Origin of the sequence: Allobosea sp. RCC_152_1, from assembly GCF_041360765.1 — a bacterium.
Classification (GTDB): Bacteria; Pseudomonadota; Alphaproteobacteria; order Rhizobiales; family Beijerinckiaceae; genus Allobosea; species Allobosea spartocytisi.
The window spans coordinates 1105175-1125292 of sequence record NZ_JBFUPU010000002.1; the positions used below are offsets into that span (position 1 = coordinate 1105175).

The window sequence follows — 20118 nt, forward strand, 5'->3', positions numbered from 1 at the left end:
GCGGTCATCGCCGGGTCGATTTCGGCTGCGCCAGCTCGTAGCTTTCGCCGGAGCGCGCGACGATCCCCGCGGCGGCGAGCGCCTTCAGCGCCTCAGGCGCCCCGCCCCGGGGACGGGTCTCCTGAAGCTGCGACAGGATCTTCACCGCCCGCTCGCGCACGCCACGCGGCAGCGTCCCGTTGCGGACGATCTCGCTAAGGGAGGTCGCCGCTGCCGGCACGCCATGGCGTCCGAGCTCCGCAAGGTTGAAGAGGGCGCGCGCATAGTCGCGATCCTCCTCCTTCTCGGTGTTGAGCAGCACCGTGACGAGCCCGAGCCGGGAGCCGAGATCCCCCTTCGCGATCGCCCGCTCGTACCAGAGCTCCGCCTGCTCGGGTGACGGCGAGACGCCGAACCCGCGCTGATAGGCGACGGCCAGATTGTGCATGGCAGGGACATGCCCGCGCTCGGCAGCAGCCTTGAAATTCTCGAAAGCCAGCTCGAAATTCCGGGTGACGCCGAGACCGTGGCGGTAAGCGACGCCGAGATTGTTCATGGCGCCCGGCTCGCCGCGCTCGGCGCCGGCCTGGTAGTTGCGGAAAGCCTCCCGCGGCGAAGCATCCGGCAGCATCCGGTCGGCGTGGAGATCGCCGAGATGGCGATAGGCTTCGACCTCGCCGGCTGCGATCGCCATGTCGAAGTACCTGGCCGCCTTCGGGCCGTCGGGCCGTCCGCCGAAGCGGCCTTCACGATAGCCGAGGCCGAGCAGAAGCGCGGCCATGCCCCGCTGCGGTCCGTCGAGTCGCTGGACCAGCGCCTGTTCGGTCGCCGTCTGCATGTCGACGCCCTCGCGTTCGCGCCAGACCATGCGCAGCGCCTCGGCCGCGACCGTATTGCCCTGGCGGTTGGCCGCTTGCACCAGCAGCAGCAGCGCCCGGTCCCGATCGGGCTGGGGCGCGCCGATCTTGCCGTCGGTGATGATCGCCAGGAGCGTGCCGGCCGCCCAGCCATTGCCCTCAGCCAAGGCGCGCTCCAGCCAGCCGAATGCGCCGTCCGTGTCGCGAGTCTGCCCGTGCTCGCCGAAATAGAGGTTGCGGGCATGCAAGGTCATCGCCTCGCTGCCGCCTGCTTCGGCGCCGCGCCGCGCCCAACGCCCGGCTTCCGCCTGATCCTCCGGGTTGGTGCTACGCTCCCCATAGAGGACCGCCAGATTGTAGTAGGCCGGCTGATCGCCCGCGCTCGCGGCCCTCTGCCAGAGCTCCTGGGCCTGCACGGGATCCCTCGGCACGCCGCGGCCCAGCCTGTAGAGGCTCGCGAGCTCCGAAAGCGCCGCTACGCTGCCGAGATCGGCAGCCTGCTTGTAGAGCTCGGCGGCCCTGGCCGGATCGGCGGGGCGGCCCACGCCCTTCTCGGTCATCTGGGCGAGCCGAAAGGTATAGGACGCGTCGCGGGTCCGCCCGACCACTTTTTCGAGCGCGGCCGCGCCCAGCGTCGGGTCGGGCGTGCTCGTCAGCATGCCGTTGTTGACGAGCACCGCCAGCGAGGCCTGGGCCCGGCCGTCCCCCAGCTCCGCCGCGCGCATGTAGTAAGCGATCGCCCGGTCCATGTTGCGGCGCACGCCAAGGCCCTGCTCATACATCACGGCGAGGTAGCGCGTGCTGACGGCATCGTTCAGCGCAGCCCCGCGTCGGTATTGCGCCACGGCCTCGGCGGGATTCTGATCGGTGCCGAGCCCGGCTTCGAAGGCATGGCCGAGATCGGCGAAGGCCTCCGCCGTTCCCGCCGCCACAGCCTTGCGGAACCAGGACACGGCTTCGGCCGGGTCGGGAGCGACGCCCTGCCCTTGCTGGTATTGCCGGCCGAGCATGAGCATCGCCAGGCCATCGCCGCGCTCCGCCGCCTGCTTCGTCAGCGCATGCGCCCGCACCGGATCGGCCAGCCGACCGCGCCCGAGGCCGAACAGCTTGGCCTGTTCGAGCAGCGCCTCGGCGGAGCCGCGCATGGCGGCGCGCTCCAGCCAGAAATCGGCCTCGCGATAGTCCGTCTCAGCCCGGTCGGGTGTCGCGTAGAGACGGCCGAGTTCCACCATGGAGGCAAGGTTCTCGGCTGCGGCGTTCTCGCGCAAAGCCGCGATCGTGGCGTCCCTGTCCAGGGCCCGGTCGAAGCGAAAGCGCAGGTTCAGGCTGAGATAACGGGCTGTCGCATCGCGGTGTCCCACCTGCATGGCGCGGCGATAGAGCGCTATCGTCTCCTCCGTCGGCTTGCGGCCTTCCGGCAGGCGCTTCGCATCCTGCTCCGCCAGCAGGAACATGCCTTCGGCGCTGCCGGCCTGCGCCGCCTTCCCGTACCACTCCCGGGCGCGGCCGCCCGGCATCAATGCGTTCTGATCGCGCGAAGCCTCGAAGGCGCCAAGCGCCAGCATCGCGGCGATGTCCTTGCCCTCGGCCGCGCTGCGAAGGAGTGCCGCGCCGCGCTCGACATCCATGGCCACGCCCTGACCGCGCAGATAGGCCAGGCCGAGTTCGCGCGCGGCCGAGGCGTCGCCCTTCAGCGCCTTTCCGTAGAGGTCGAAGAGCTGTGGCGCCGCCGGCGCGGCATTGATGACGAGCGGCCCGGTGAGCGCGTCCTCGCTCCACGGAACCTGCCGCTCGCCGGTGGCGCGCGAAACGCGCTCGCGCACCTTGCGCATGATCACGCCGATATCCTGGCCCGGAATCAGCAGTTCATCGATGAAGGCGAAGGTGAAGGGGCTGAGCCCGCGTCCGCCGCCCCTGTCGAAAGCCTCGCCTCCGGGAGCCGAAGCATAGGCGAAGAAGGTCCCGGTCGCACGCGGCGGCGGCGCGAGCCCGGCCTCGCCGGCAGCGTCCTTCAACTCCGTTTCGGTGCGGCAGGCATCAAGGACGAAGATCGTCGAGCCTGCCTTCAGCCGCTGGAAGCGAGTGCTCAGCTCGGCCAGATCGAGCGTCTTCTGCCGGTGCGTCTGCGGATCCCGCTCGCCCAGCGCGAGAAGGGAAACGCCGCCGACCCTCCGGCCATGGCCGGAGAAGAAGAACAGCAGCGACTGGATCGGCGTTGCGGAATCGAGCCCGTCGATGGCGGCATCCACCGCCGCTGCGCGCGGATTGATAAGCGTGCGGACGTCGTAGCCGAGCCGTTCGAGCGTTTCGGCTGTAGCGCGCGCATCCCGTTCCGGATTGGTGAGGTTACCCTGCCCGCCATAATCCGACACGCCGATCACGAGCGCGATCCGGCGTCCCTCGGGCGCCTGCGCGAAAAGCGGCCCGGCCAGGACGGCGAGCAGGAACGCGGCCAGAAGGGCACGCATCCCCACAACCCGCCAGCTCGAACCGACGACACGATGACGGCGGGCCTCGACCGTGGGTATGCGCAAGTCCCTCATCTCAGCCAACCGAGCATGGTCCTGGGCGTGATGTTGGAATTTGCATTCGTCGCATCGGATCGCCGCTCTTCCATCCCCCGCCTCAGGCAATCACACCATAAGCAGGCTTCCTGTCCAGACGGTCGCCGTCCCCGGCTACAGAACAATGACAGTGGCTCTCCGGCAATAAGTCGGCGAGCGCAATATCGACGTTCAACCGAAGGCGAACTGAGAGCCGCGCAGGCTTCTGGTCAGCGGATTTCGCCGCAGGATCCATCCCCATGGCTTCCCGGATCTGCCAGTAGACAATCCATTACGGCTCCTTCTTGAACAGGTCCTGGAAGATCAGCGGCCCCCAAACGCGGCCGCGTGCGTGCACCAGCGCGCCGCCCTCGTTGAGCTTTCCCAACTTGACGGGTGCGAAGCCGAGTTGTTTGGCCAGGGCCGCCACGCGAGCGGTCGCGTCCTCGTCCTCACCAGACAGAAAGACGACGCGGTGGCCGCCCGCGACGACCGGGTCGGTCGCCAGGGTGGCGGCACCCAGGTGATTGAACCCCTTGACGAGTTTGGCGCCGGTGAAGGCCTTCGCGACAAAGGCGGAGGACGGCAGACCATCCAGCTCTTCAGGGACCGGAAACGCGTTCGTCGCGTCGATGATCGTCTTGCCTTCCCAACTCGGCAAGGCCTTCGCAACCTCGCGGTGCTCCTCGAACGGGACCGCCAAGAGGATCGTGTCGGCCTTGAGTGCTTCCCGCAGCGACTTGGCAACGACCGTGGGACCGATCGCCCGAGCCTGCGGCTCCAACGCCTCGGGCGGCCGGCGGCTCGCGACGGTCACGTCGATGTTTTTACGGGCGAAGGCGTGGGCGAGGGCCTGGCCTATCCTGCCGAATCCTACAATCGCATAGCTCATGATACGTCTCCGATCCTTGTTGGTATTGATTCCCCGGCCTTCAACGGCGCTGGGTCTTCGTTCCGCAGTGTGGCGACCCGCGCGTAGGCGTCCGGCTGTGAACGACTTCCGCGCGGCCGGGCCGGCCGTCAGCGCAGAAGTCGTTCCACCACGGACGCGCTGGTTGCCGCCGGTCAGCCGCGTCCCGCGATCCAGCGCGAATTCAGATGGCCGAGAAGCCGCCGTCGACGGACAATTCCAGCCCATTCACGAAGCTCGAATCGTCTGACGCCAGAAACAGCGCGACCGCTGCGATTTCCTCGGGACGACCCATCGTTCCCCGCGGGATCAGGGATTCGAACATCTGCTTCGCCTCCTCGGTGAGGACCTGGCTCTGCATCGGTGTGGCGATCGGCCCGGGGTGCAGCACGTTCACCCGGATATTCCTGCCCTTCAGCTCGTTGAGCCACCCGCGTGCGAACGCGTGCAATGTCGCCTTGCTCGCGGCGTAGACGCTGTAGCCGGGGAAGCCTTTCAACGAAGCAACCGACCCGGTCATGAAGATCGATCCCCCATCATTGAACAGCGGCAACGCCTTTTGCACCGTGAACAGCGTGCCGCGCGCATTCAGGCCGAAGGTCGCGTCGAAATGCTGCTCGGTAATCTCGCCCAGCGGGACGGCTTCGCCCGTGCCGGCGCTCGCATACAGGACGTCGATCCTGCCCTTTTCCCGCTTGACCGTATCGAACAGGCGATCGAGGTCGTCGAGATTGGCCGCGTCGCCGCGCACGCCGGTCACGTTCCGGCCGATCAGCCTGACGGCCTCGTCGAGCGCCTCCTGCCTCCGGCCGGTGATGAAGACATAGGCGCCTTCTTCGACGAACCGCTTGGCGCTCGCCAGCGCCATGCCGCTCGATCCACCCGTGATGACTGCAACCTTACCCTCAAGCTTTCCCATGACTTTTCCTTCAGGCTCCATCTTTGACTGATCGGGGAAGTTCCCCGAGAGCCTCGAGATGGGTCTGCCGGGGTCGGGCGTTGAGTGCGGAAGCGCGCAGATCGGTGGTGCGAAATTCATCCGGTCGGGCGACTGACGCCAACCGCGACGATCGGCGCCCGCCGTTCGGAATTGGCACGCGCCTGTCGGCATGGGCTATGATGTCCGCCCGACCGCCAACAATCGAGATGCGGGTCGATATGTTGAATCCGAGCTTTGGAAGGGGCACCGCGCGGTGCCGGATTGCACCATGATCGACTGGGATGACGTTCGCTACTTTCTTGCCGCCGCCCGCGGAGGCTCGGTGCGGGCTGCCGCCAAGCACCTCCGGGTGAATCACTCGACCGTGCTGCGACGCATCGCTCAGCTCGAGGAACGCCTCGGGGCACAGATGTTCGAAAAGCTGCCTTCGGGCTACCGCCTGACGGCGGCGGGCGAGGAGGTCCTCGAGCTCGCGGAACAGATGGAAGCGTCGTCGCACCAGTTGGAGACGCGCGTCTTCGGTCGCGATCAGAGCGCGCGCGGGCTGTTGCGGGTGACGCTTCCGCCGTTCCTCGCCACACATCTGCTCATGCCGGATCTCGCCGACTTCGCGCGTCTCCATCCGGACATCGAGATGGAAATCTCGTCGACCGGCGAGGTAGCGAATCTGACCAACCGAGAGGCCGATGTCGCGATCCGCATCGTCACCGACCGCAAGACCCTGCCGCTCAATCTGCACGGCCTGATGGGACCGGAGCTGTTCAGCGGCGTCTACATCTCTCGTGAACGGCTGGCCGCGCGGCGTGCGGGCGCGCCTGATTCCATCCGGTGGATCGTCATAGACAATCATGGACTCCCGGCCTGGGCCCGCGCGGGAGAGGTTAACGCCACGGGAGTTCCGTTCAGGACCCCGGACGCCGAAACGCAGATCGCCGCCGTGCAGAAAGGGATCGGGATGACGAAACTGCCGTGCTTCGTCGGAGATGCCGACCCTCTCTTGGTGAGAGTGCCGGGCACCGACCTGCCCATGCATGGGACGCTCTGGCTTCTCACGCAGGGGGAGACACGCAAGACGAAGCGTGTGCGGCTCTTCACCGAGTTCGTATCCCGCAGGCTCGCCGCCTACGCTCCGCTTCTCGCGGGGCTGTCTGTATCGGACGACTGACGCCCGGCAGGTCGCCGGCAAAGCTTGCCATCGACAACGGTCTCTAAGCGGACATCCTCAGCGCGACTTGGGTCGGCACCGGAAATCAGACCTCTCATTGGGAGCGTCAGCTTTCAGGCAAGCTCCCAATGTCCGCGTCTCTGACGGGCGAGAGGATCAAGCTCCGGTTGGCCGATGCCGGGCTCCTGGTCAGGCGCGGCCGCGCGAGCCTTCCCTCCGGCTGCCGGCGAATGCGGCGATGTCGGGCGCGAGAAGATCGTGTTTTTCCGCCCATGACGCGAACAAGCCGCGCGCCGTATCCGGCTCGATCTCGCCACGGATCGCCGCCAGGCAGGCCTTCAACGCGAAGCCGTGGACCGGATCACGCCTGCTCGCCGGCCAGTCGGCCAGGAACATATAGGCCTCCATTGCAGAGCCGATCGCCGCCGGGTGCCCGAGCCCGGTCAGGATCACGACCGGCCTCTCGAAATCGTCGGATGTCATCATGCAGCCCTCCCTTGGTTGGGAGCGATTGCCAACATTGCCATAGCCATATCCTCCTGGAAGCAACATGGATCCGGTTTGGTTGATCGCCGCGTCGAGCGCGCTCTCGCTGTCGGCGACTGCCATGATTTTGGGACGCGTTCTCTCCGGATCAAGCCCTCCGAAGCGTCGATTTTACTGGAGCCGGAATTCGCCGCTGACCGCGCTGAGGTCGGCAGGGCCGATCAGACATCGTGGCTAGAGCGCACGTCTTGTCTCAGGTCCGTTCAATCGCGCGGGCGGCCGTTCGAAACTCAGACGCCCTCGCTTGTAGCCCGCGACGGGCTCCGTGATCTCGGCCAGAGCCTCGACTGCCGTCGTGGCATCAAGAATGATCAGGTCGGCGGGATTGCCGGGCGCGATGCCATAGTCGCCGAGCCGCAAGAGCCGGGCCGGAAGCGACGTGACGAGATCGAGGCATGTTTGGAAACGGTCCGGCCCGCATTGCGCGACGTTGGCGTAAAGATTGGCCATACGCAGCAGCGAGGCATCGCCAAACGGCGTGAACGGGTTCAGGACGTTGTTCGTCGCGACCGTGCAGACCACGCCCTGTTCGATGAGCAGATGCACCGGCGTTACTCCACGCGGCCGCGCGTGCGTCACCTCTCTGCCGGTGAGATAGAGATCGGTCGCCGGCAGCACGGTGAGGCCGACGCCGGACCGGGCGAGACGAGAGCCGATGGCGGCCAGCGTCGCGGGCTCCACCATCGAAAGCTTGGTGACATGGCCGATCGCGACGCGGCCGCCCCAGCCATGCCGCTCTGTCTGGCGGCAGATCTCGTCGAGATGCATCCAGCTCGGGTCGAGGTCGAAATCGAGGTGAAAGTCGAGATCGACGTCGAACTCCCGCGCGAGGGCGAAGAGCCTGGCCATCTGCGCCGTCGGATCGGCATCGGTATAGGGGCAGCCGCCGAGCAGGTCGGCGCCGTCGCGCAGGGCCGCGACGAGCAACGCCTCGGTGCCGGGATCGTTGGTCAACCCTTCCTGCGGAAAGACGCAGATCGAAAGATCCAGCGCCCAGGCATAGTCGACCTTCAAGGCCTTGATCGCCGAGAAGCTGCGCAGACCGACGCGCGGATCGACCTCGACATGGGTACGCATGCGAGTCGTGCCCTTGGCGATCGCCTTTTCGATCACGCGCGCGCCGCGCTCGTAGACGTCGGCCTCGGTGAAGTCGCGCTTCATGGCGGCGACCGCAGCGATCGCCTCGGCAAGGCCGCCGCGACTATGCTCGCAGCGACCAAGCAGGCATGCCTTGTCGAGATGGATATGGCTCTCCACGAAACCCGGCATGACCACGCGGCCACCGACGACGACCTCAGGCGCATCGCACGTGATCCGTGGTGCGATGGCTGCGATCCTGCCGGCTCGCACGCCGATATCCTGCGGCTGGCTCTGGCCGGGGATGACGGCCTGGCGGAAGACGAGGTCGAGAGCGCTGTCGGTCGGCATGAATCTGCTTACGGACTGGTATTCAATGGGCAAAAACATGCATGCACTTTATATGCCGAACCGCCGGCATCATGGGCGGAGGATGGACGTCCAGAACGACAGCGCCGAGCGCATCCTGCAGCAGCGCGGCACGTCGCCCAATCCGCTATTCCGCGGCGTCGAGGCGGCGCTTGCGGCCCGGCCCGCCGGCCGGCGCGGGAGTCATGTCGGCATAAGGGGCAAGGATATCCATGATGTCGCGCCCACGCGGCTTCGCCTGCGCCACCAGAGCCCGCTCCGCGACGGAATCGAGATGATGGTGCATCAGGCTCGCAACCTTCTCGCCATCGCCCGCTTCGAGCGCATCGATCAACAGACGGTGTTCATTGATCGCGCATTCGGATGAATGCGGCCGACTGAACAGCGACAGGGTCAGGCAGCAACGATAGGCGATCTCGCTGACATAGCGGATCAGGACCGGGCTCTCCGTCATCGTCGCGAGCAGAACGTGGAACTCGGTGGCAAGCCGGATCGAGACCGCGTCCGGCCCGCCACGCGCCGCATCCTCCGCGTCGACATGGCCGCGAAGGGTTGCGAGCTGGGCCTTGCTCAGCCGCCCGGCAAGCTGGCGCACCACGAGCCGCTCCAGCTCGATCCTGATGTCAAATGTATCGCGCGCTTCCTGCCAGCTCGGCGTAGCCACCACGGCGATGCGGTTACGACGCAACTCGACCAGGCCTTCGGCCGCGAGCTGCCCGAGCGCATGGCGCGCGATTGTGCGGCTGACGCCAAAACGTTCGCCAAGCGCATCCTCGGGCAGCTTGGCGCCAGGCTCCAGCGCCTGCTCGATAATCGCGCGACGCAACGCACGGCAGATCGTCCCGACCTTGTCTGACGAGCCGTTCTCGCCCCTGTCACGCGCCATCGCCGGTCATCCGTTTCGACGGCCCGTCTTAGCGCTTAGCCGGCCCGCTTCGCAATGCATGCGGTGCGGAACTTCGCGCCACCAGGCGCTGGGGCACGGCGTGGGAGCGCCTCGACGGCAACCGGCCTACGGCCAGTTGCCCATCGGATACAGAATGGCATTGCAATTGCATGCACTTTCTTATGAGCCAAGCCCATACGAAATTCGCGATCGTCAAGGGCGCGCCGCCCGAGCCTGCTTCGCCGACACGCGCGGCGCTGGCGGTCGAGTTGTCGCAGACCTCCGTGACCTTCGGCAGTGGAGCAAGCGCCGTGCCGGCGCTCTCCGAGACGACGATGCGCATTCCCGACGGCGAGTTCGTCGCGCTTGTCGGACCGTCCGGCTGCGGCAAGTCGACGATCCTGCGGCTGGTCAGCGGCCTGGTGCAGCCGAGCACCGGCGCCGTCATCGTCGGCGGGCGCGAGATCGCGGCGAAGGCGCTCAGGATCGGCATGGCCTTCCAGAACCCGACCATGCTGCCTTGGCTGACGATCGAACAGAACGTCATGTTGCCGCTCAAGATCGTCCAGCCTTTTCGCTCGCGTTTCCGGCAGGAAAAACGCGGCGGCTTCCGCGACAAGGTGCATGGGCTGCTCGCCCAGGTCGGGCTCAGTGGATTTGCCGGCAAATATCCCTGGCAGCTCTCCGGCGGAATGCTCCAGCGCGCCAATCTCTGCCGGGCGCTGATTCACGAGCCGCGCATGCTGCTGCTCGACGAGCCCTTCGGCGCGCTCGACCAGTTCACCCGCGAGGAGCTTTGGGCGATCCTGCAGGAGCTCTGGCTGGCGCATCGCCCGACCGTGCTGCTGGTGACGCACGACCTCCGCGAGGCCGGCTTCCTGGCGAGCCGGATCTGCGTGATGAGCGCCCGGCCCGGCCGCATCCTCGACGACAGCCCTGTCGAATTCGCGCGGCCGCGCAGCATCGCCATGACCTTCGAGCCGGATTTCGTGGCGCTGAACCAGCGCCTGCGCGAGCTGATCGTCGATGCCCGCGCAGTCCAGACAGCAGGGAGCGCCTGACATGTCCATCAATCTGACGCGGAGGTTCTGGGCGGCCGGGCTGATCCTGCTGTTCTTCGTCGGCTGGGAGCTGTTCTGCGTCATCTCCGGCATGTCGGACCTGATCCTGCCGCGGCCGAGCCAGGTCTTCGCGACGCTGGTGCAGCGTTTCCCGGTCCTGTGGCCGCATATCCTCCAAACACTCGCGACGACGATGCTCGGCTTCGTCCTCGGCGTGGCGCTCGGCGTCGTGCTCGGCGCGATCATCGGCGTCTCGCGCACGGCCTATGACACCGCTTACCCGCTGCTGATCGGCTTCTCGTCGATCCCGAAGGTCGCGGTGGTGCCGATCTTCGTGCTCTGGTTCGGCTCGGGCACGGTGCCCGCCGTGCTGACCTCGCTCTCGATCTGCTTCTTTCCGATCGTCGTGAACATCGCCACCGGCCTCGCCACCACCGAGCCCGAGATGGAGGACGTGCTGAAGGCGCTCGGCGCCAGCAAGTTCGACATCCTGTGGAATGTCGGTCTGCCGCGCACGATGCCGTTCTTCTTCGCCTCGCTGAAGGTCGCCATCACCTATGCCTTCGTCGGCACGGTGCTGGCGGAGACCGTCGCCTCCAATCGCGGCATCGGCAACGTGATGATGACCGCATCCTCCAACTTCAACGTGCCGCTGGTCTTCGCCGGGCTGTTCATCCTCGCGGGGCTCGGCGTCGCGCTCTACGTCGCCTTCTCGCTGATCGAGATGCGCGTCACCGGCTGGGCCACCCGCAAGAACGATTTCGCCGCCGCCTGACCACTTCACGAGGGGAGAACAATCATGCTGAAGACGTTCGCTGCGACGCTGCTCACCGGCCTCGCCTTCGCCAGCTCCGTGCTGGCGCAGGAGACCACGGTCAAGTTCACGCTCGGCTGGAAAACGCAGGGCTCCGATGCCGCCTTCTTCGTCGCCCGCGACAAGGGCTACTACAAGGCCGAGGGACTGAACGTCGTGATCGACCAGGGCGAGGGCTCGGGCGCGACCGTGACCCGCATCATGGGCGGCGCCTATGATGCCGGATTCGGCGATGTCAACGCCATCATCCAGAACGCCGCCGCCAAGCCGGGGGAGAATCCGGTCATGGTCTACATGATCTGGAACCGCCCGCCCTTCGCCATCTCGAGCAAGAAGGCGACCGGGATCACCAAGCCGGCCGATCTCGAAGGCAAGACGCTCGGCGGGTCGCAGGGTACGCCGACGACGCGTCTGCTCGAGGTCTTTGCGCGCAAGAACAATGTCGACATGGCCAAGGTCAAGCTGTCGAACATGGCGCCGAACCTGCAGGAGCCGCTGCTGATCAAGGGCGACATCGACGGCGCCCTGATCTTCAACATCACAAGCTATTTCAACCTCGTGCTCAATCGCCAGGACCCCGACAAGGACTTCAACTGGCTGATGTTCGGCGACTACGGGCTCGACCTCTACTCGAACGGCCTGATGGTCTCGCAGAAGCTGATCAAGGAGAACCCGAAGGCGGTTGCCGGCCTCGTGCGCGCCACCAACAAGGCGATGATCGAGATCGCCAAGGATCAGGCACTCGGCATGAAGAGTGTGATGAACTTCGACAACCTCGTCGACGAGAAGGTCGAGAAGCGCCGGTTGCAATACTCGTTCAGCGAGCTGATCGTCTCGCCGGAGATGAAGGAGATCGGCATCGGCGACACCAAGGATGACCGCATGGCACGCGCCATCGGCATCATCGTGGAAGGCTACCAGCTCGCGCGCACGCCGAAGCCGGAAGAGATCTTCTCGCGCCAGTTCCTGCCGCCGAAGAGCGAGCGCGAGCTGGTCTACACGGCGAACTGATCCGGCGGAGCAAACGCCATGACCGAAGCGACCTTCGCGACGAGCCTGTTCGACGGAAGCGAGCTCGTCGCGAACGCTTCGCTTCACCATCAGGACGGCGTGATCGACGCCGTCCTGGTCGATCAGCCTGCGATCTCCGGCCCGCGCCGGCTGGTCATCCCGGCGCTCGTCAACGCGCACGACCATGCGCGGCCGAGCATGACGTCCTTCGGCGCGGCCAACCTGCCGCTCGAAACCTGGATTTTGCGCTCGGCCCTCGGAACGCCGCCCGATCCCTATCTCGCCGCCGCGGTCTCGCTGGCCCGCAGCGCCCGCTCGGGCTGCGGTGCGATGATGGTCCACTACACCCGTCCGAGCGGCACGATGCCGATCGTCGCGGAAGCCCGGCAGATCGCCAAAGCCGCGGCGGATGTCGGCATCCGCATCGCCTTCGCACTGGCCGTGCGCGACCAGAACCCGCTCGTCTATGGCGAGAGCGCCGCCGTGCTCGATGCCTTGCCAGCCGAGGCGCGACAGCCGGTCGAGGATCTCTTCGTCAGGCCGCCCACGCGGCCCTCGGACTATCTCGATCTGATCGACGAGATCGATGCCGCGATCGCAGGCCCGCTGGTCGATGTCCAGTTCGGTCCGGCCGGCGTGCAATGGTGCTCGCCCGCGCTGCTCGAAGCCATCGCCGAGCGCTCGGCCACGACCGGACGGCGCGTGCACATGCACATGCTGGAGACGATCTACCAGCGCGCCTGGGCCGACCGGACCTTCCCGGGCGGGATCATGCGCTACCTCAAGGAGATCGGGCTGCTCTCCGAGCGCCTGACGCTCGCCCATTGCGTCCATGCACGGCCGGACGAGCTCGACATGATCGCCGAATCCGGCGCGACGATTGTCACGAATTTCAGCTCGAACCTGCACCTGCATTCGGGCCTCGGGCCGATCGCGGAGGCCCATCGGCGCGGCTGCGCCATTGCGGTGGGCGTCGACGGTGCGGCCCTGGACGAGGATGACGATGCCATCCGCGAGATGCGCCTCGTCCAGCTCGCTCATGACGGGCTCGGCTTCAGGCGCAACTGGAGTCGTGCCGAATTCCTCGGGCTCGCCATTCGCAATGGCCGACGGGCAACCGGAGCGCCGGGCTCCGGCGAGCTCGTCGCGAGCGCTCAGGCCGATTTCACGGTGATCGACCTGGACCATCTCGATCGCGACGCGATCATGCCTGTCGACCCCCTCGACCTGCTATTCGCCCGCGGCAACATCCATTGCGTGCGCGATGTCGTGGTCGCCGGACGCTGTATCGTTCGCGATGGTGAACCAACCGGCATAGATTTCACGGCGCTTCAGGCGGAACTCCGGCAAATGTTTCGGAGCCATTTGCCGGGTTTCCGAAAGATGCAAGCAGCTTGGCCGGCCCTGGCCGACGCGACGGCTCATTGGTTCGAGCATGTGGGCTGCGGCTGTTAGCACCGGCATCGCCCTGTCCGGGCGGTGACCGTCTTGCCGCATCGGCTGATCCTGCGGAACCTCGGTTGCGTCAGGCGCAGGCCTTACATGCCGGCTTGGGGCTTCGTGCCGCGGCGCGGGGCCGTAGATTTCCAGGCCGGCCGTCAGCGGGCGAAGCCGATCTTTGGCAATTTGGACGGAGAGCAAGCATGTCCCTCGACCCTGCCCTGCGCGACAGGATTCTCGCTGCCGTCGATGAGGGCTTCGACGAACAGGTTCGCTACACGCAGGATCTCGTCCGCTTCGCCTCGACGCGCGGGCAGGAGCATACCGTCCAGGATTTCGTCTTCCGGGCGATGAAGGACCGCGGCTTCACCATGGAACGCTTCGCGATGGACCGGGAGGCGATTGCGGCCCATCCGGGCGGTGCGCCCTTCTCCGACAGCCATTCCGAGGCTCCGATCGTCGTCGGCATCCATCGTCCGCGCGAAGAGCGGGGACGCTCGCTCATCCTCCAGGCCCATGTCGACGTGGTTCCGGCCGGGCCGCGCGACCAATGGACCCACGCCCCGTTCGACCCGGTGATCGAAGGCGACTGGATGTATGGCCGTGGCAGCGCCGACATGAAGGCCGGGGCCGGAGCGAACCTGGCCTGCCTCGACGCGCTCAGGCGCATTGGCCTGCAGCCGGCGGCGACGGTCTATGTCGAATCGGTGGTCGAGGAGGAATCGACCGGCAACGGCGCGCTGATGACCCATCTGCGGGGCTACCGCGCCGATGCGGCCCTTATCCCCGAACCGGAGCAGGAGATGCTCGCCCGCGCCAATATCGGCGTGCTCTGGTTTCAGTTTGAGGTGCGCGGCGTGCCGGCCCATGTCCGCGAGATGGGGACTGGCGCGAACGCCATCGACGCCGCCTATCGCGTCGTTGCCGCGCTGCGGAAACTGGAGGAAGAATTCAACGCCGAAAAGGCGGGTCGCCCGCATTTTGAGGACGAGCCGCACCCGATCAACCTCAACATCGGCAAGATCGAGGGCGGCGACTGGGCTTCCTCCGTGCCGTGCTGGTGCCGCGTCGACTGCCGCGTCGGGCTCTATCCAGGCGTGACCGCGGAGGAGACGGCCCGGCGTATCGAGGACTGCATCCGTGCCGTATCCCGTACCGATGCCTTCCTCGCCAACAATCCCCCCAGGGTGACCTTCAACGGCTTCTGGGCCCAGGGCTACGTGCTCGAGCCGGGCAGCGAGGCCGAGGCCGTTCTCGGCCGGGCGCATGAGGCCGCCATCGGCAAGCCGCTGAAATCCTTCATGACGGCAGCCTATCTCGATGCCCGGGTCCATGCGCTCTACGACCGGATTCCGGCGCTCTGCTACGGCCCTTCGGGTGAAGGCATCCACGCTTTCGACGAGCGGGTGAGCCTCGCCTCGGTCAAGCGCATCACCGGCGCCATGGCGCTGTTCGTGGCGGAATGGTGCGGCGTCGAGGCCTTGAAAGACTGAGTGGCTCTCAGGCCGCTGTCACATGCACGGGCGGCCGCCTGCCCTCGTTCCAGCGACCTCCCAGCGCGCGCTCGATCTGCGCCGCGAGCTGCAGCAGCAGGCCGTCGCCGGCCTGCCGTGCCTGCGCCTGGATGCCGAAGGGCAAACCGCTCTCCTGCCGGCCCATCGGCATCGAGAGCCCCGGTATGCCGCAGAGATTCGACAGCGGCGTATAGGCGAAGAACTTCCAGAGATGGCCGAACCAGTCGAGCACATCGGGATTGTCGCTGATGGTGAGGTATTCGTTGGCGCCGATCTTGGGCGTCGGCAGCGCCGTGATCGGGGTCAGGATGATGTCCCATTCCTCGAAGAAGGCGCCGAAGGCCCGCGCCGTGCTGTTGAACACCGCCTGCATCCGGTAGCGCTCGGCATAGGACATATCCTTGCCCGCCTCCCAGATGCGAATGTTCATCGGCTCGATCAGCCCCTCCGGGGGGCGTTGCAGGCCGCGCGTCTCCAGAAGGCCGGCGATGACCTGTGCGAAGTTGCTGATGTAGCAGGTGGTCTGCGCGGCGAAGGCGGCGCGCAGATCGGCCTCCGGCAGGGCCCAGTCGACATGATGGCCGAGTCCTTCAAGGAAGCGCCCAGCCTTCTCCAGTTCGGCGACGATGGCCGGCGTGGCGCGATAGTCGCCCCATTCATGCGAGAGGGCGATGCGCAGGCGGCCCGGATCGCGCTTGATTAGCTGCGTATAGGGCTCGGGCGTGGTCCAGTAGGGCATGAACTCGCCTGGTGCGCCGCCGCGACAGGCGTCGACGAAAGCGGCGGTGTCGCGCACCGAGCGGCTCTGGCAGCCTTGCGTCGAGACAAAGCCGGAGATGTCCGAAAGGCTGGGCGCAATCGAGAACACGCCGCGCGAAGCCTTCAGCCCGATATTGCCGTTGAAGCCGGCCGGGATGCGGATCGAGCCTCCGCCGTCGGTCGCATGTGAGAGCGGCACGGCGCCGGCTGCCACCATCGCCGCCGTCCCGGCCGAAGAGCCGCAAGTGGTGTAGTCCGTGTCCCAGGGATTGCGGGTGACGTAGACCGCCGGGTTCTCGGCCGAGCTGCACACGCCGAATTCGGGCGTGGTGGTCCGGCCCATCAGGTTGAGGCCCGCCTTGCGCATGCGCGCTGTCAGCCAGGCATCGGCCGCCGGACGGTTGCCGCGCATGAAGAGCGAGCCCTGTTCCTGCAGCCTGCCCTTCAGTGTGGGACCCAGATCCTTCATCAGGAAGGGCACCCCGGCGAAAGGGCCGCCAGGGTCCAACCCGTCGCTCAGCGGATCGGCGACCACATCCTCGAAGACCTCCACCACGGCGCTGAGCAAAGGATTCGTCTTCGCGATGCCCGCGGCCGCCTGCCGCGCCAGCTCAGCCGGCGTCAGCTCGCCGCTGCGCACCCGCTCGGCGAGGCCGACTGCGTCGTGGGAGGCCCATTCCTCCCAGCTCATCGCCAGGGTCATGACGTCGTCTCCAGCTTGTCGCCGAATATCCGCTTCAGGCCTCGCCGGTGGCGAAGTCGCGGCCGGGCGCGGCCTCGATCAGGCTACGCGTATAGGGGTGGGCGGGGGCGGCGAAAACATCGGCCGTGCGGCCCTGCTCGACCACCAGCCCCTTCTCCATCACCACCAGCCGGTCGCAGATCTGCGCGGCGACCCTGAGGTCGTGGGTGATGAACAGGATGGCGAGGTCGAAGCGCTTCTGCACATCGTCGAGCAAGGCGAGCACCTGCTTCTGCACGGAGACGTCGAGCGCCGAGACCGCCTCGTCCGCGATCAGGATTTCCGGCTCCATGGCGAGTGCACGGGCAATCGCGATGCGCTGGCGCTGGCCGCCGGAGAACTGGTGCGGATAGCGCGAGAGCGCGGAGGGCTGCAGACCGACGAGCTCCATCAGTTCGCGGGCGCGTGCCAGCGCCTTCGCCCGCGGCTGCCCGAAATTCACGGGGCCTTCGATGATGGATTCGCTCACGGTAAGGCGCGGATTGAGCGAGCGGAACGGATCCTGAAAAACCACCTGGATCTTGCGCCGGTAAGGTCTCAGGCGCCGTTCGGAAAGCCCGGCGATGTCGATGTCGGGGACGAGGATCTGGCCCTCGCTTGGCGGCATCAGCCGGGCGACGCAGCGCGCGACCGTGGTCTTGCCCGAGCCGGATTCCCCGACGATGCCGACCGTCTCGCCGCGCCGGACCCGGATGCCGACATCGGCGGCGGCCCGGACGACGCGTTCCTTCTTGAACAATCCGCGCGAGCGGTAGGTTTTGCCGAGGCCGGCCGTCTCGAGGGCGATCGGCCCTGTCGGCTCCGGGCGCTGCGCCGGTTTCAGGACCGGCACGGAGGCGATCAGCATGCGGGTGTAGGGATGCTGGGGGGCGCGCAACACCTGCGCCGTCGGCCCCTGCTCGACGACGCGCCCCTTCTCCATCACCACGACGCGGTCGGCGATCTCGGAGACGACGCCGAAATCATGGGTGATGAACAGCACGCCCGTGCCGCGCCGCTCCTGCATTTCCTTGATGAGCTTGAGGATCTGCGCCTGCGTCGTGACGTCGAGGGCCGTCGTCGGCTCGTCGGCGATCAGCAGGGCGGGGTCGAGGATCAGCGCGGCGGCGATCATCACGCGCTGGCGCTGCCCGCCCGAAAGCTGGTGCGGGTAGGAGGCGTGCATGCGCTCGGGCTCGGGCAGGCGCATCGCCTCCAGCATGGCGAGGACCTTCGCGCGCCGCGCCGGCTGGTCGAGATCGGTATGGATGCGCAGCACCTCCTCGATCTGGTCGCCGATGGTGAGCACCGGGTTGAGCGCGGTCATCGGCTCCTGGAAGATCATGGCCATGCGGTCGCCCCGCAGCGCGCGCAGGCGCTGCGGCGTGGCGGCGAGCAGGTCCTCGCCCTCCAGCCGGATCGACCCCGCTACGGGCTTCAACACTTTGGCCAACAGGCCCATCACCGAGAAGGCGGTGACGGATTTGCCCGAGCCGGATTCGCCGACGACGCAGACGATCTCGCCCTTGCCGACGGCGAGCGAAACGCCCTCCACCGCATGGTTGCGGTCGCCGCCGCCGGGCAAGGCGATGGTGAGGCTCGAGACCTCGAGGACGGGGGATGCCTCGTTGCTCATCGGCCGGCCATCTTCGGATCGAGCGTGTCGCGCAGGCCATCGCCGAGGATGTTCACGGCGAGCACCGTCAGCCCCAGGAAGATGCCGGGATAGAGGATGTTGTGCGGGAAGACCCGGAAGAGGTTGCGCCCCTCGGCCATGATGTTGCCCCAGCTCGGAGTCTCCGGCGGGATGCCGACGCCGAGGAAGGACAAGATGGCCTCGACGAGGATGGCGGAGGCGGCGATGAAGGTGCCCTGCACGATCAGCGGCGCGGTGGTGTTGGGCAGGATGTGGCGGATCATCAACTTGGGCACACGCGTGCCGGCCATGATCGCCGCCTCGACATAGGGCTCCTCGCGAACCGAGAGCACGATCGAGCGCACGAGCCGCACCACGCGCGGGATCTCCGGCACGATGATCGCGATGATGACCGCCGTCAGCCCGGCCCGGAACAGAGAGACGACCGCGATGGCGAGCAGGATGCCCGGTATCGCCATCAGCCCGTCCATCACGCGCATGATCGGACCATCAAGGATGCGCACATAGCCGGCAACGAGGCCGATGACGAGGCCGATCGCGATGCTCGCCAGCGCCACTGCGATCGAGATCGCCAGCGAGATCCGGGCGCCGTAGACGACGCGGCTGTAGACGTCCCGCCCGAGCGAATCGGTGCCCATCCGGTAGGTGAAGGTCGAGGTCGCGCCGTCATCGGCGCGGATGGTGCGCTCGAAGCCCGGCTTCTTGTTGCGCGCGACGGGATCGATCGCGGTCGGATCGACAGTCCCGAGCTGCGGCGCCAGCAGGGCGATCAGTGTCATCACCACCAGGACGATGCCTCCGATCAGTACGGAAACATTGGTCAGTAGCCGGCGCAGGATGCTCCGCCCGGAGGGAGCGGGCTCGTCGGCGACCGGGGCCAGCAGGGTCGGCTCGGCGCTCAATAGCGGATCCTCGGGTCGAACAGGCTGTAGGTCAGGTCGATCAGCAGGTTGATCCCGACATAGATGCCGGAGAACAGAAGGATGACGGCCTGGATGGTGGGATAGTCGCGCGCCAGCACGGCATCGACGGTCAGCCGGCCGAGACCGGGGATGGCGAAGACGCTCTCCGTCACCACGACCCCGCCGATCAGCAGCGCGATGCCGATGCCGACCACGGTGACGATCGGCACGGCCGCGTTCTTCAGCGCGTGGCGGAACAGGATCTTGCGCTCGACCTGCCCCTTGGCGCGGGCGGTGCGGATATAGTCCTCGTTCAGCACCTCGAGCACGCTCGCCCGCGTCATGCGCGCGATCAGCGCGATGTAGATCACCGAGAGCGTCAGCGCCGGCAGCACGAGCCGCTGCAGATAACCACCGAACCCGGCCGAGATCGGCTGGTAGCCCTGCACCGGGAACCAGCCCAGCGTGATCGCGAAGAGATAGATCAGCAGGTAGCCGATCACGAAGACCGGTATCGAGAAGCCGAGCACCGAGAAACCCATCACGATGCGGTCGATCCAGGAGCCGTGCTTGTAGGCGGCGAGCACGCCCAGCGGGATCGCGACGCAGATCGCGATCAGGATGGTCGCGAAAGCAAGCGACAGCGTCGGCTCGATGCGCCCAAGGATCAGCTCGGAGATCGGCTTCTTGAAGAAGAAGGATTCGCCGAGATTGCCCGAGAGCAAATTCTTCGCCCAGATCGTGAACTGGGCGAGGATCGGCTGGTCGAGCCCGAGCCGGTTGCGCACCAGCGCGATCTGCTCCGAGCTGGCGTTGTCGCCGGCGATGACCGCTGCCGGGTCGCCCGGCGTCAGCCGCAGCATCAGGAAGACCAGCACGGCGACGATCACGAGGACCGGGATCGCCGCCAGCAGGCGCCTCAGAATGTAGCCGAGCATCAGGACGGCTTCCCGGAAAGGAGCAAGCG

The 20118-nt window shown here is 66.8% G+C and carries 16 protein-coding genes; 6 read left to right on the forward strand and 10 right to left on the reverse strand.

Going from position 1 to position 20118, the window contains the following annotated elements; all coding sequences use genetic code 11:
* Positions 1–4 precede the first annotated feature (4 nt).
* The 3 genes from AB6806_RS11740 to AB6806_RS11750 all read right to left on the reverse strand — a co-directional run bounded on the left by AB6806_RS11740 (position 5) and on the right by AB6806_RS11750 (position 5208).
* A complete protein-coding gene (locus AB6806_RS11740) occupies positions 5–3304 on the reverse strand; it encodes a caspase family protein (protein ID WP_370954645.1) in 3300 nt (1099 codons plus the stop codon).
* Positions 3305–3671: 367 nt separating this feature from the next.
* A complete protein-coding gene (locus AB6806_RS11745; RefSeq protein ID WP_142022152.1) occupies positions 3672–4271 on the reverse strand; it encodes an NADPH-dependent F420 reductase in 600 nt (199 codons plus the stop codon).
* 202 nt (positions 4272–4473) lie between these two features.
* Positions 4474–5208 carry an SDR family NAD(P)-dependent oxidoreductase gene (locus AB6806_RS11750; RefSeq protein WP_142022153.1) on the reverse strand — a complete coding sequence of 245 codons (735 nt, stop codon included), beginning with the start codon at positions 5206–5208 and terminating at the stop codon, positions 4474–4476.
* 289 nt (positions 5209–5497) lie between these two features.
* Here AB6806_RS11750 and AB6806_RS11755 point away from each other — a divergent pair, with 289 nt between their 5' ends.
* Entirely contained in the window at positions 5498–6394 is an 897-nt protein-coding gene (locus AB6806_RS11755) for a LysR family transcriptional regulator (RefSeq protein ID WP_142022154.1), read from the forward strand.
* Positions 6395–6583: 189 nt separating this feature from the next.
* Here AB6806_RS11755 and AB6806_RS11760 read toward each other — a convergent pair whose 3' ends face one another.
* The 3 genes from AB6806_RS11760 to AB6806_RS11770 form a co-directional block, all read right to left on the reverse strand.
* Positions 6584–7003, reverse strand: coding sequence for a DUF982 domain-containing protein (locus AB6806_RS11760; RefSeq protein ID WP_370954646.1), 420 nt, complete (start codon positions 7001–7003; stop codon positions 6584–6586).
* A gap of 111 nt (positions 7004–7114) precedes the next feature.
* Positions 7115–8368, reverse strand: coding sequence for an amidohydrolase family protein (locus tag AB6806_RS11765; protein ID WP_142022155.1), 1254 nt, complete (start codon positions 8366–8368; stop codon positions 7115–7117).
* Positions 8369–8513: 145 nt separating this feature from the next.
* Positions 8514–9272, reverse strand: a complete 759-nt coding sequence (locus AB6806_RS11770) for a GntR family transcriptional regulator (RefSeq protein ID WP_112763681.1) — start codon at positions 9270–9272, stop codon at positions 8514–8516.
* A gap of 182 nt (positions 9273–9454) precedes the next feature.
* Here AB6806_RS11770 and AB6806_RS11775 point away from each other — a divergent pair, with 182 nt between their 5' ends.
* The 5 genes from AB6806_RS11775 (at position 9455) to AB6806_RS11795 (ending at position 15091) form a co-directional block, all read left to right on the forward strand.
* On the forward strand, positions 9455–10333 hold the full coding sequence (locus AB6806_RS11775) for an ABC transporter ATP-binding protein (RefSeq protein WP_142022156.1): 879 nt from the start codon (positions 9455–9457) through the stop codon (positions 10331–10333).
* A gap of 1 nt (position 10334) precedes the next feature.
* Complete coding sequence (locus AB6806_RS11780; RefSeq protein ID WP_142022157.1) at positions 10335–11108, forward strand: ABC transporter permease; 774 nt, start codon at positions 10335–10337, stop codon at positions 11106–11108.
* Positions 11109–11132: 24 nt separating this feature from the next.
* Entirely contained in the window at positions 11133–12158 is a 1026-nt protein-coding gene (locus AB6806_RS11785; protein WP_142022158.1) for an ABC transporter substrate-binding protein, read from the forward strand.
* 18 nt (positions 12159–12176) lie between these two features.
* Complete coding sequence (locus tag AB6806_RS11790) at positions 12177–13613, forward strand: amidohydrolase family protein (RefSeq protein WP_142022159.1); 1437 nt, start codon at positions 12177–12179, stop codon at positions 13611–13613.
* 188 nt (positions 13614–13801) lie between these two features.
* Positions 13802–15091, forward strand: coding sequence for an ArgE/DapE family deacylase (locus AB6806_RS11795; RefSeq protein WP_142022160.1), 1290 nt, complete (start codon positions 13802–13804; stop codon positions 15089–15091).
* A 7-nt stretch (positions 15092–15098) separates the two neighbouring features.
* Here the strand turns inward: AB6806_RS11795 and AB6806_RS11800 are convergent, their stop codons facing one another.
* The 4 genes from AB6806_RS11800 to AB6806_RS11815 are packed head-to-tail and all read right to left on the reverse strand — an operon-like array spanning position 15099 to position 20089.
* Entirely contained in the window at positions 15099–16574 is a 1476-nt protein-coding gene (locus tag AB6806_RS11800; RefSeq protein WP_142022161.1) for an amidase, read from the reverse strand.
* Between the two features lie 34 nt (positions 16575–16608).
* Positions 16609–18228, reverse strand: a complete 1620-nt coding sequence (locus AB6806_RS11805; RefSeq protein WP_142022162.1) for an ABC transporter ATP-binding protein — start codon at positions 18226–18228, stop codon at positions 16609–16611.
* The gene (locus AB6806_RS11810; RefSeq protein ID WP_142022163.1) at positions 18225–19151 is read right to left on the reverse strand and encodes an ABC transporter permease; all 927 of its coding nucleotides are present in this window, start codon (positions 19149–19151) and stop codon (positions 18225–18227) included. Before AB6806_RS11810 ends, AB6806_RS11805 begins: the two co-directional genes overlap by 4 nt.
* Entirely contained in the window at positions 19148–20089 is a 942-nt protein-coding gene (locus tag AB6806_RS11815) for an ABC transporter permease (RefSeq protein WP_038363440.1), read from the reverse strand. Before AB6806_RS11815 ends, AB6806_RS11810 begins: the two co-directional genes overlap by 4 nt.
* Between the last annotated feature and the right edge of the window lie 29 nt (positions 20090–20118).

Coding starts and splice junctions, on each gene's coding strand:
- AB6806_RS11740 (WP_370954645.1), bottom strand. CDS start 3,304: ATGCGTGCCCTTCTGGCCGCGTTCCTGCTCGCCGTCCTGGCCGGGCCG.
- AB6806_RS11745 (WP_142022152.1), bottom strand. CDS start 4,271: ATGAGCTATGCGATTGTAGGATTCGGCAGGATAGGCCAGGCCCTCGCC.
- AB6806_RS11750 (WP_142022153.1), bottom strand. CDS start 5,208: ATGGGAAAGCTTGAGGGTAAGGTTGCAGTCATCACGGGTGGATCGAGC.
- AB6806_RS11755 (WP_142022154.1), top strand. CDS start 5,498: ATGATCGACTGGGATGACGTTCGCTACTTTCTTGCCGCCGCCCGCGGA.
- AB6806_RS11760 (WP_370954646.1), bottom strand. CDS start 7,003: ATGGCAGTCGCCGACAGCGAGAGCGCGCTCGACGCGGCGATCAACCAA.
- AB6806_RS11765 (WP_142022155.1), bottom strand. CDS start 8,368: ATGCCGACCGACAGCGCTCTCGACCTCGTCTTCCGCCAGGCCGTCATC.
- AB6806_RS11770 (WP_112763681.1), bottom strand. CDS start 9,272: ATGGCGCGTGACAGGGGCGAGAACGGCTCGTCAGACAAGGTCGGGACG.
- AB6806_RS11775 (WP_142022156.1), top strand. CDS start 9,455: ATGAGCCAAGCCCATACGAAATTCGCGATCGTCAAGGGCGCGCCGCCC.
- AB6806_RS11780 (WP_142022157.1), top strand. CDS start 10,335: ATGTCCATCAATCTGACGCGGAGGTTCTGGGCGGCCGGGCTGATCCTG.
- AB6806_RS11785 (WP_142022158.1), top strand. CDS start 11,133: ATGCTGAAGACGTTCGCTGCGACGCTGCTCACCGGCCTCGCCTTCGCC.
- AB6806_RS11790 (WP_142022159.1), top strand. CDS start 12,177: ATGACCGAAGCGACCTTCGCGACGAGCCTGTTCGACGGAAGCGAGCTC.
- AB6806_RS11795 (WP_142022160.1), top strand. CDS start 13,802: ATGTCCCTCGACCCTGCCCTGCGCGACAGGATTCTCGCTGCCGTCGAT.
- AB6806_RS11800 (WP_142022161.1), bottom strand. CDS start 16,574: ATGACCCTGGCGATGAGCTGGGAGGAATGGGCCTCCCACGACGCAGTC.
- AB6806_RS11805 (WP_142022162.1), bottom strand. CDS start 18,228: ATGAGCAACGAGGCATCCCCCGTCCTCGAGGTCTCGAGCCTCACCATC.
- AB6806_RS11815 (WP_038363440.1), bottom strand. CDS start 20,089: ATGCTCGGCTACATTCTGAGGCGCCTGCTGGCGGCGATCCCGGTCCTC.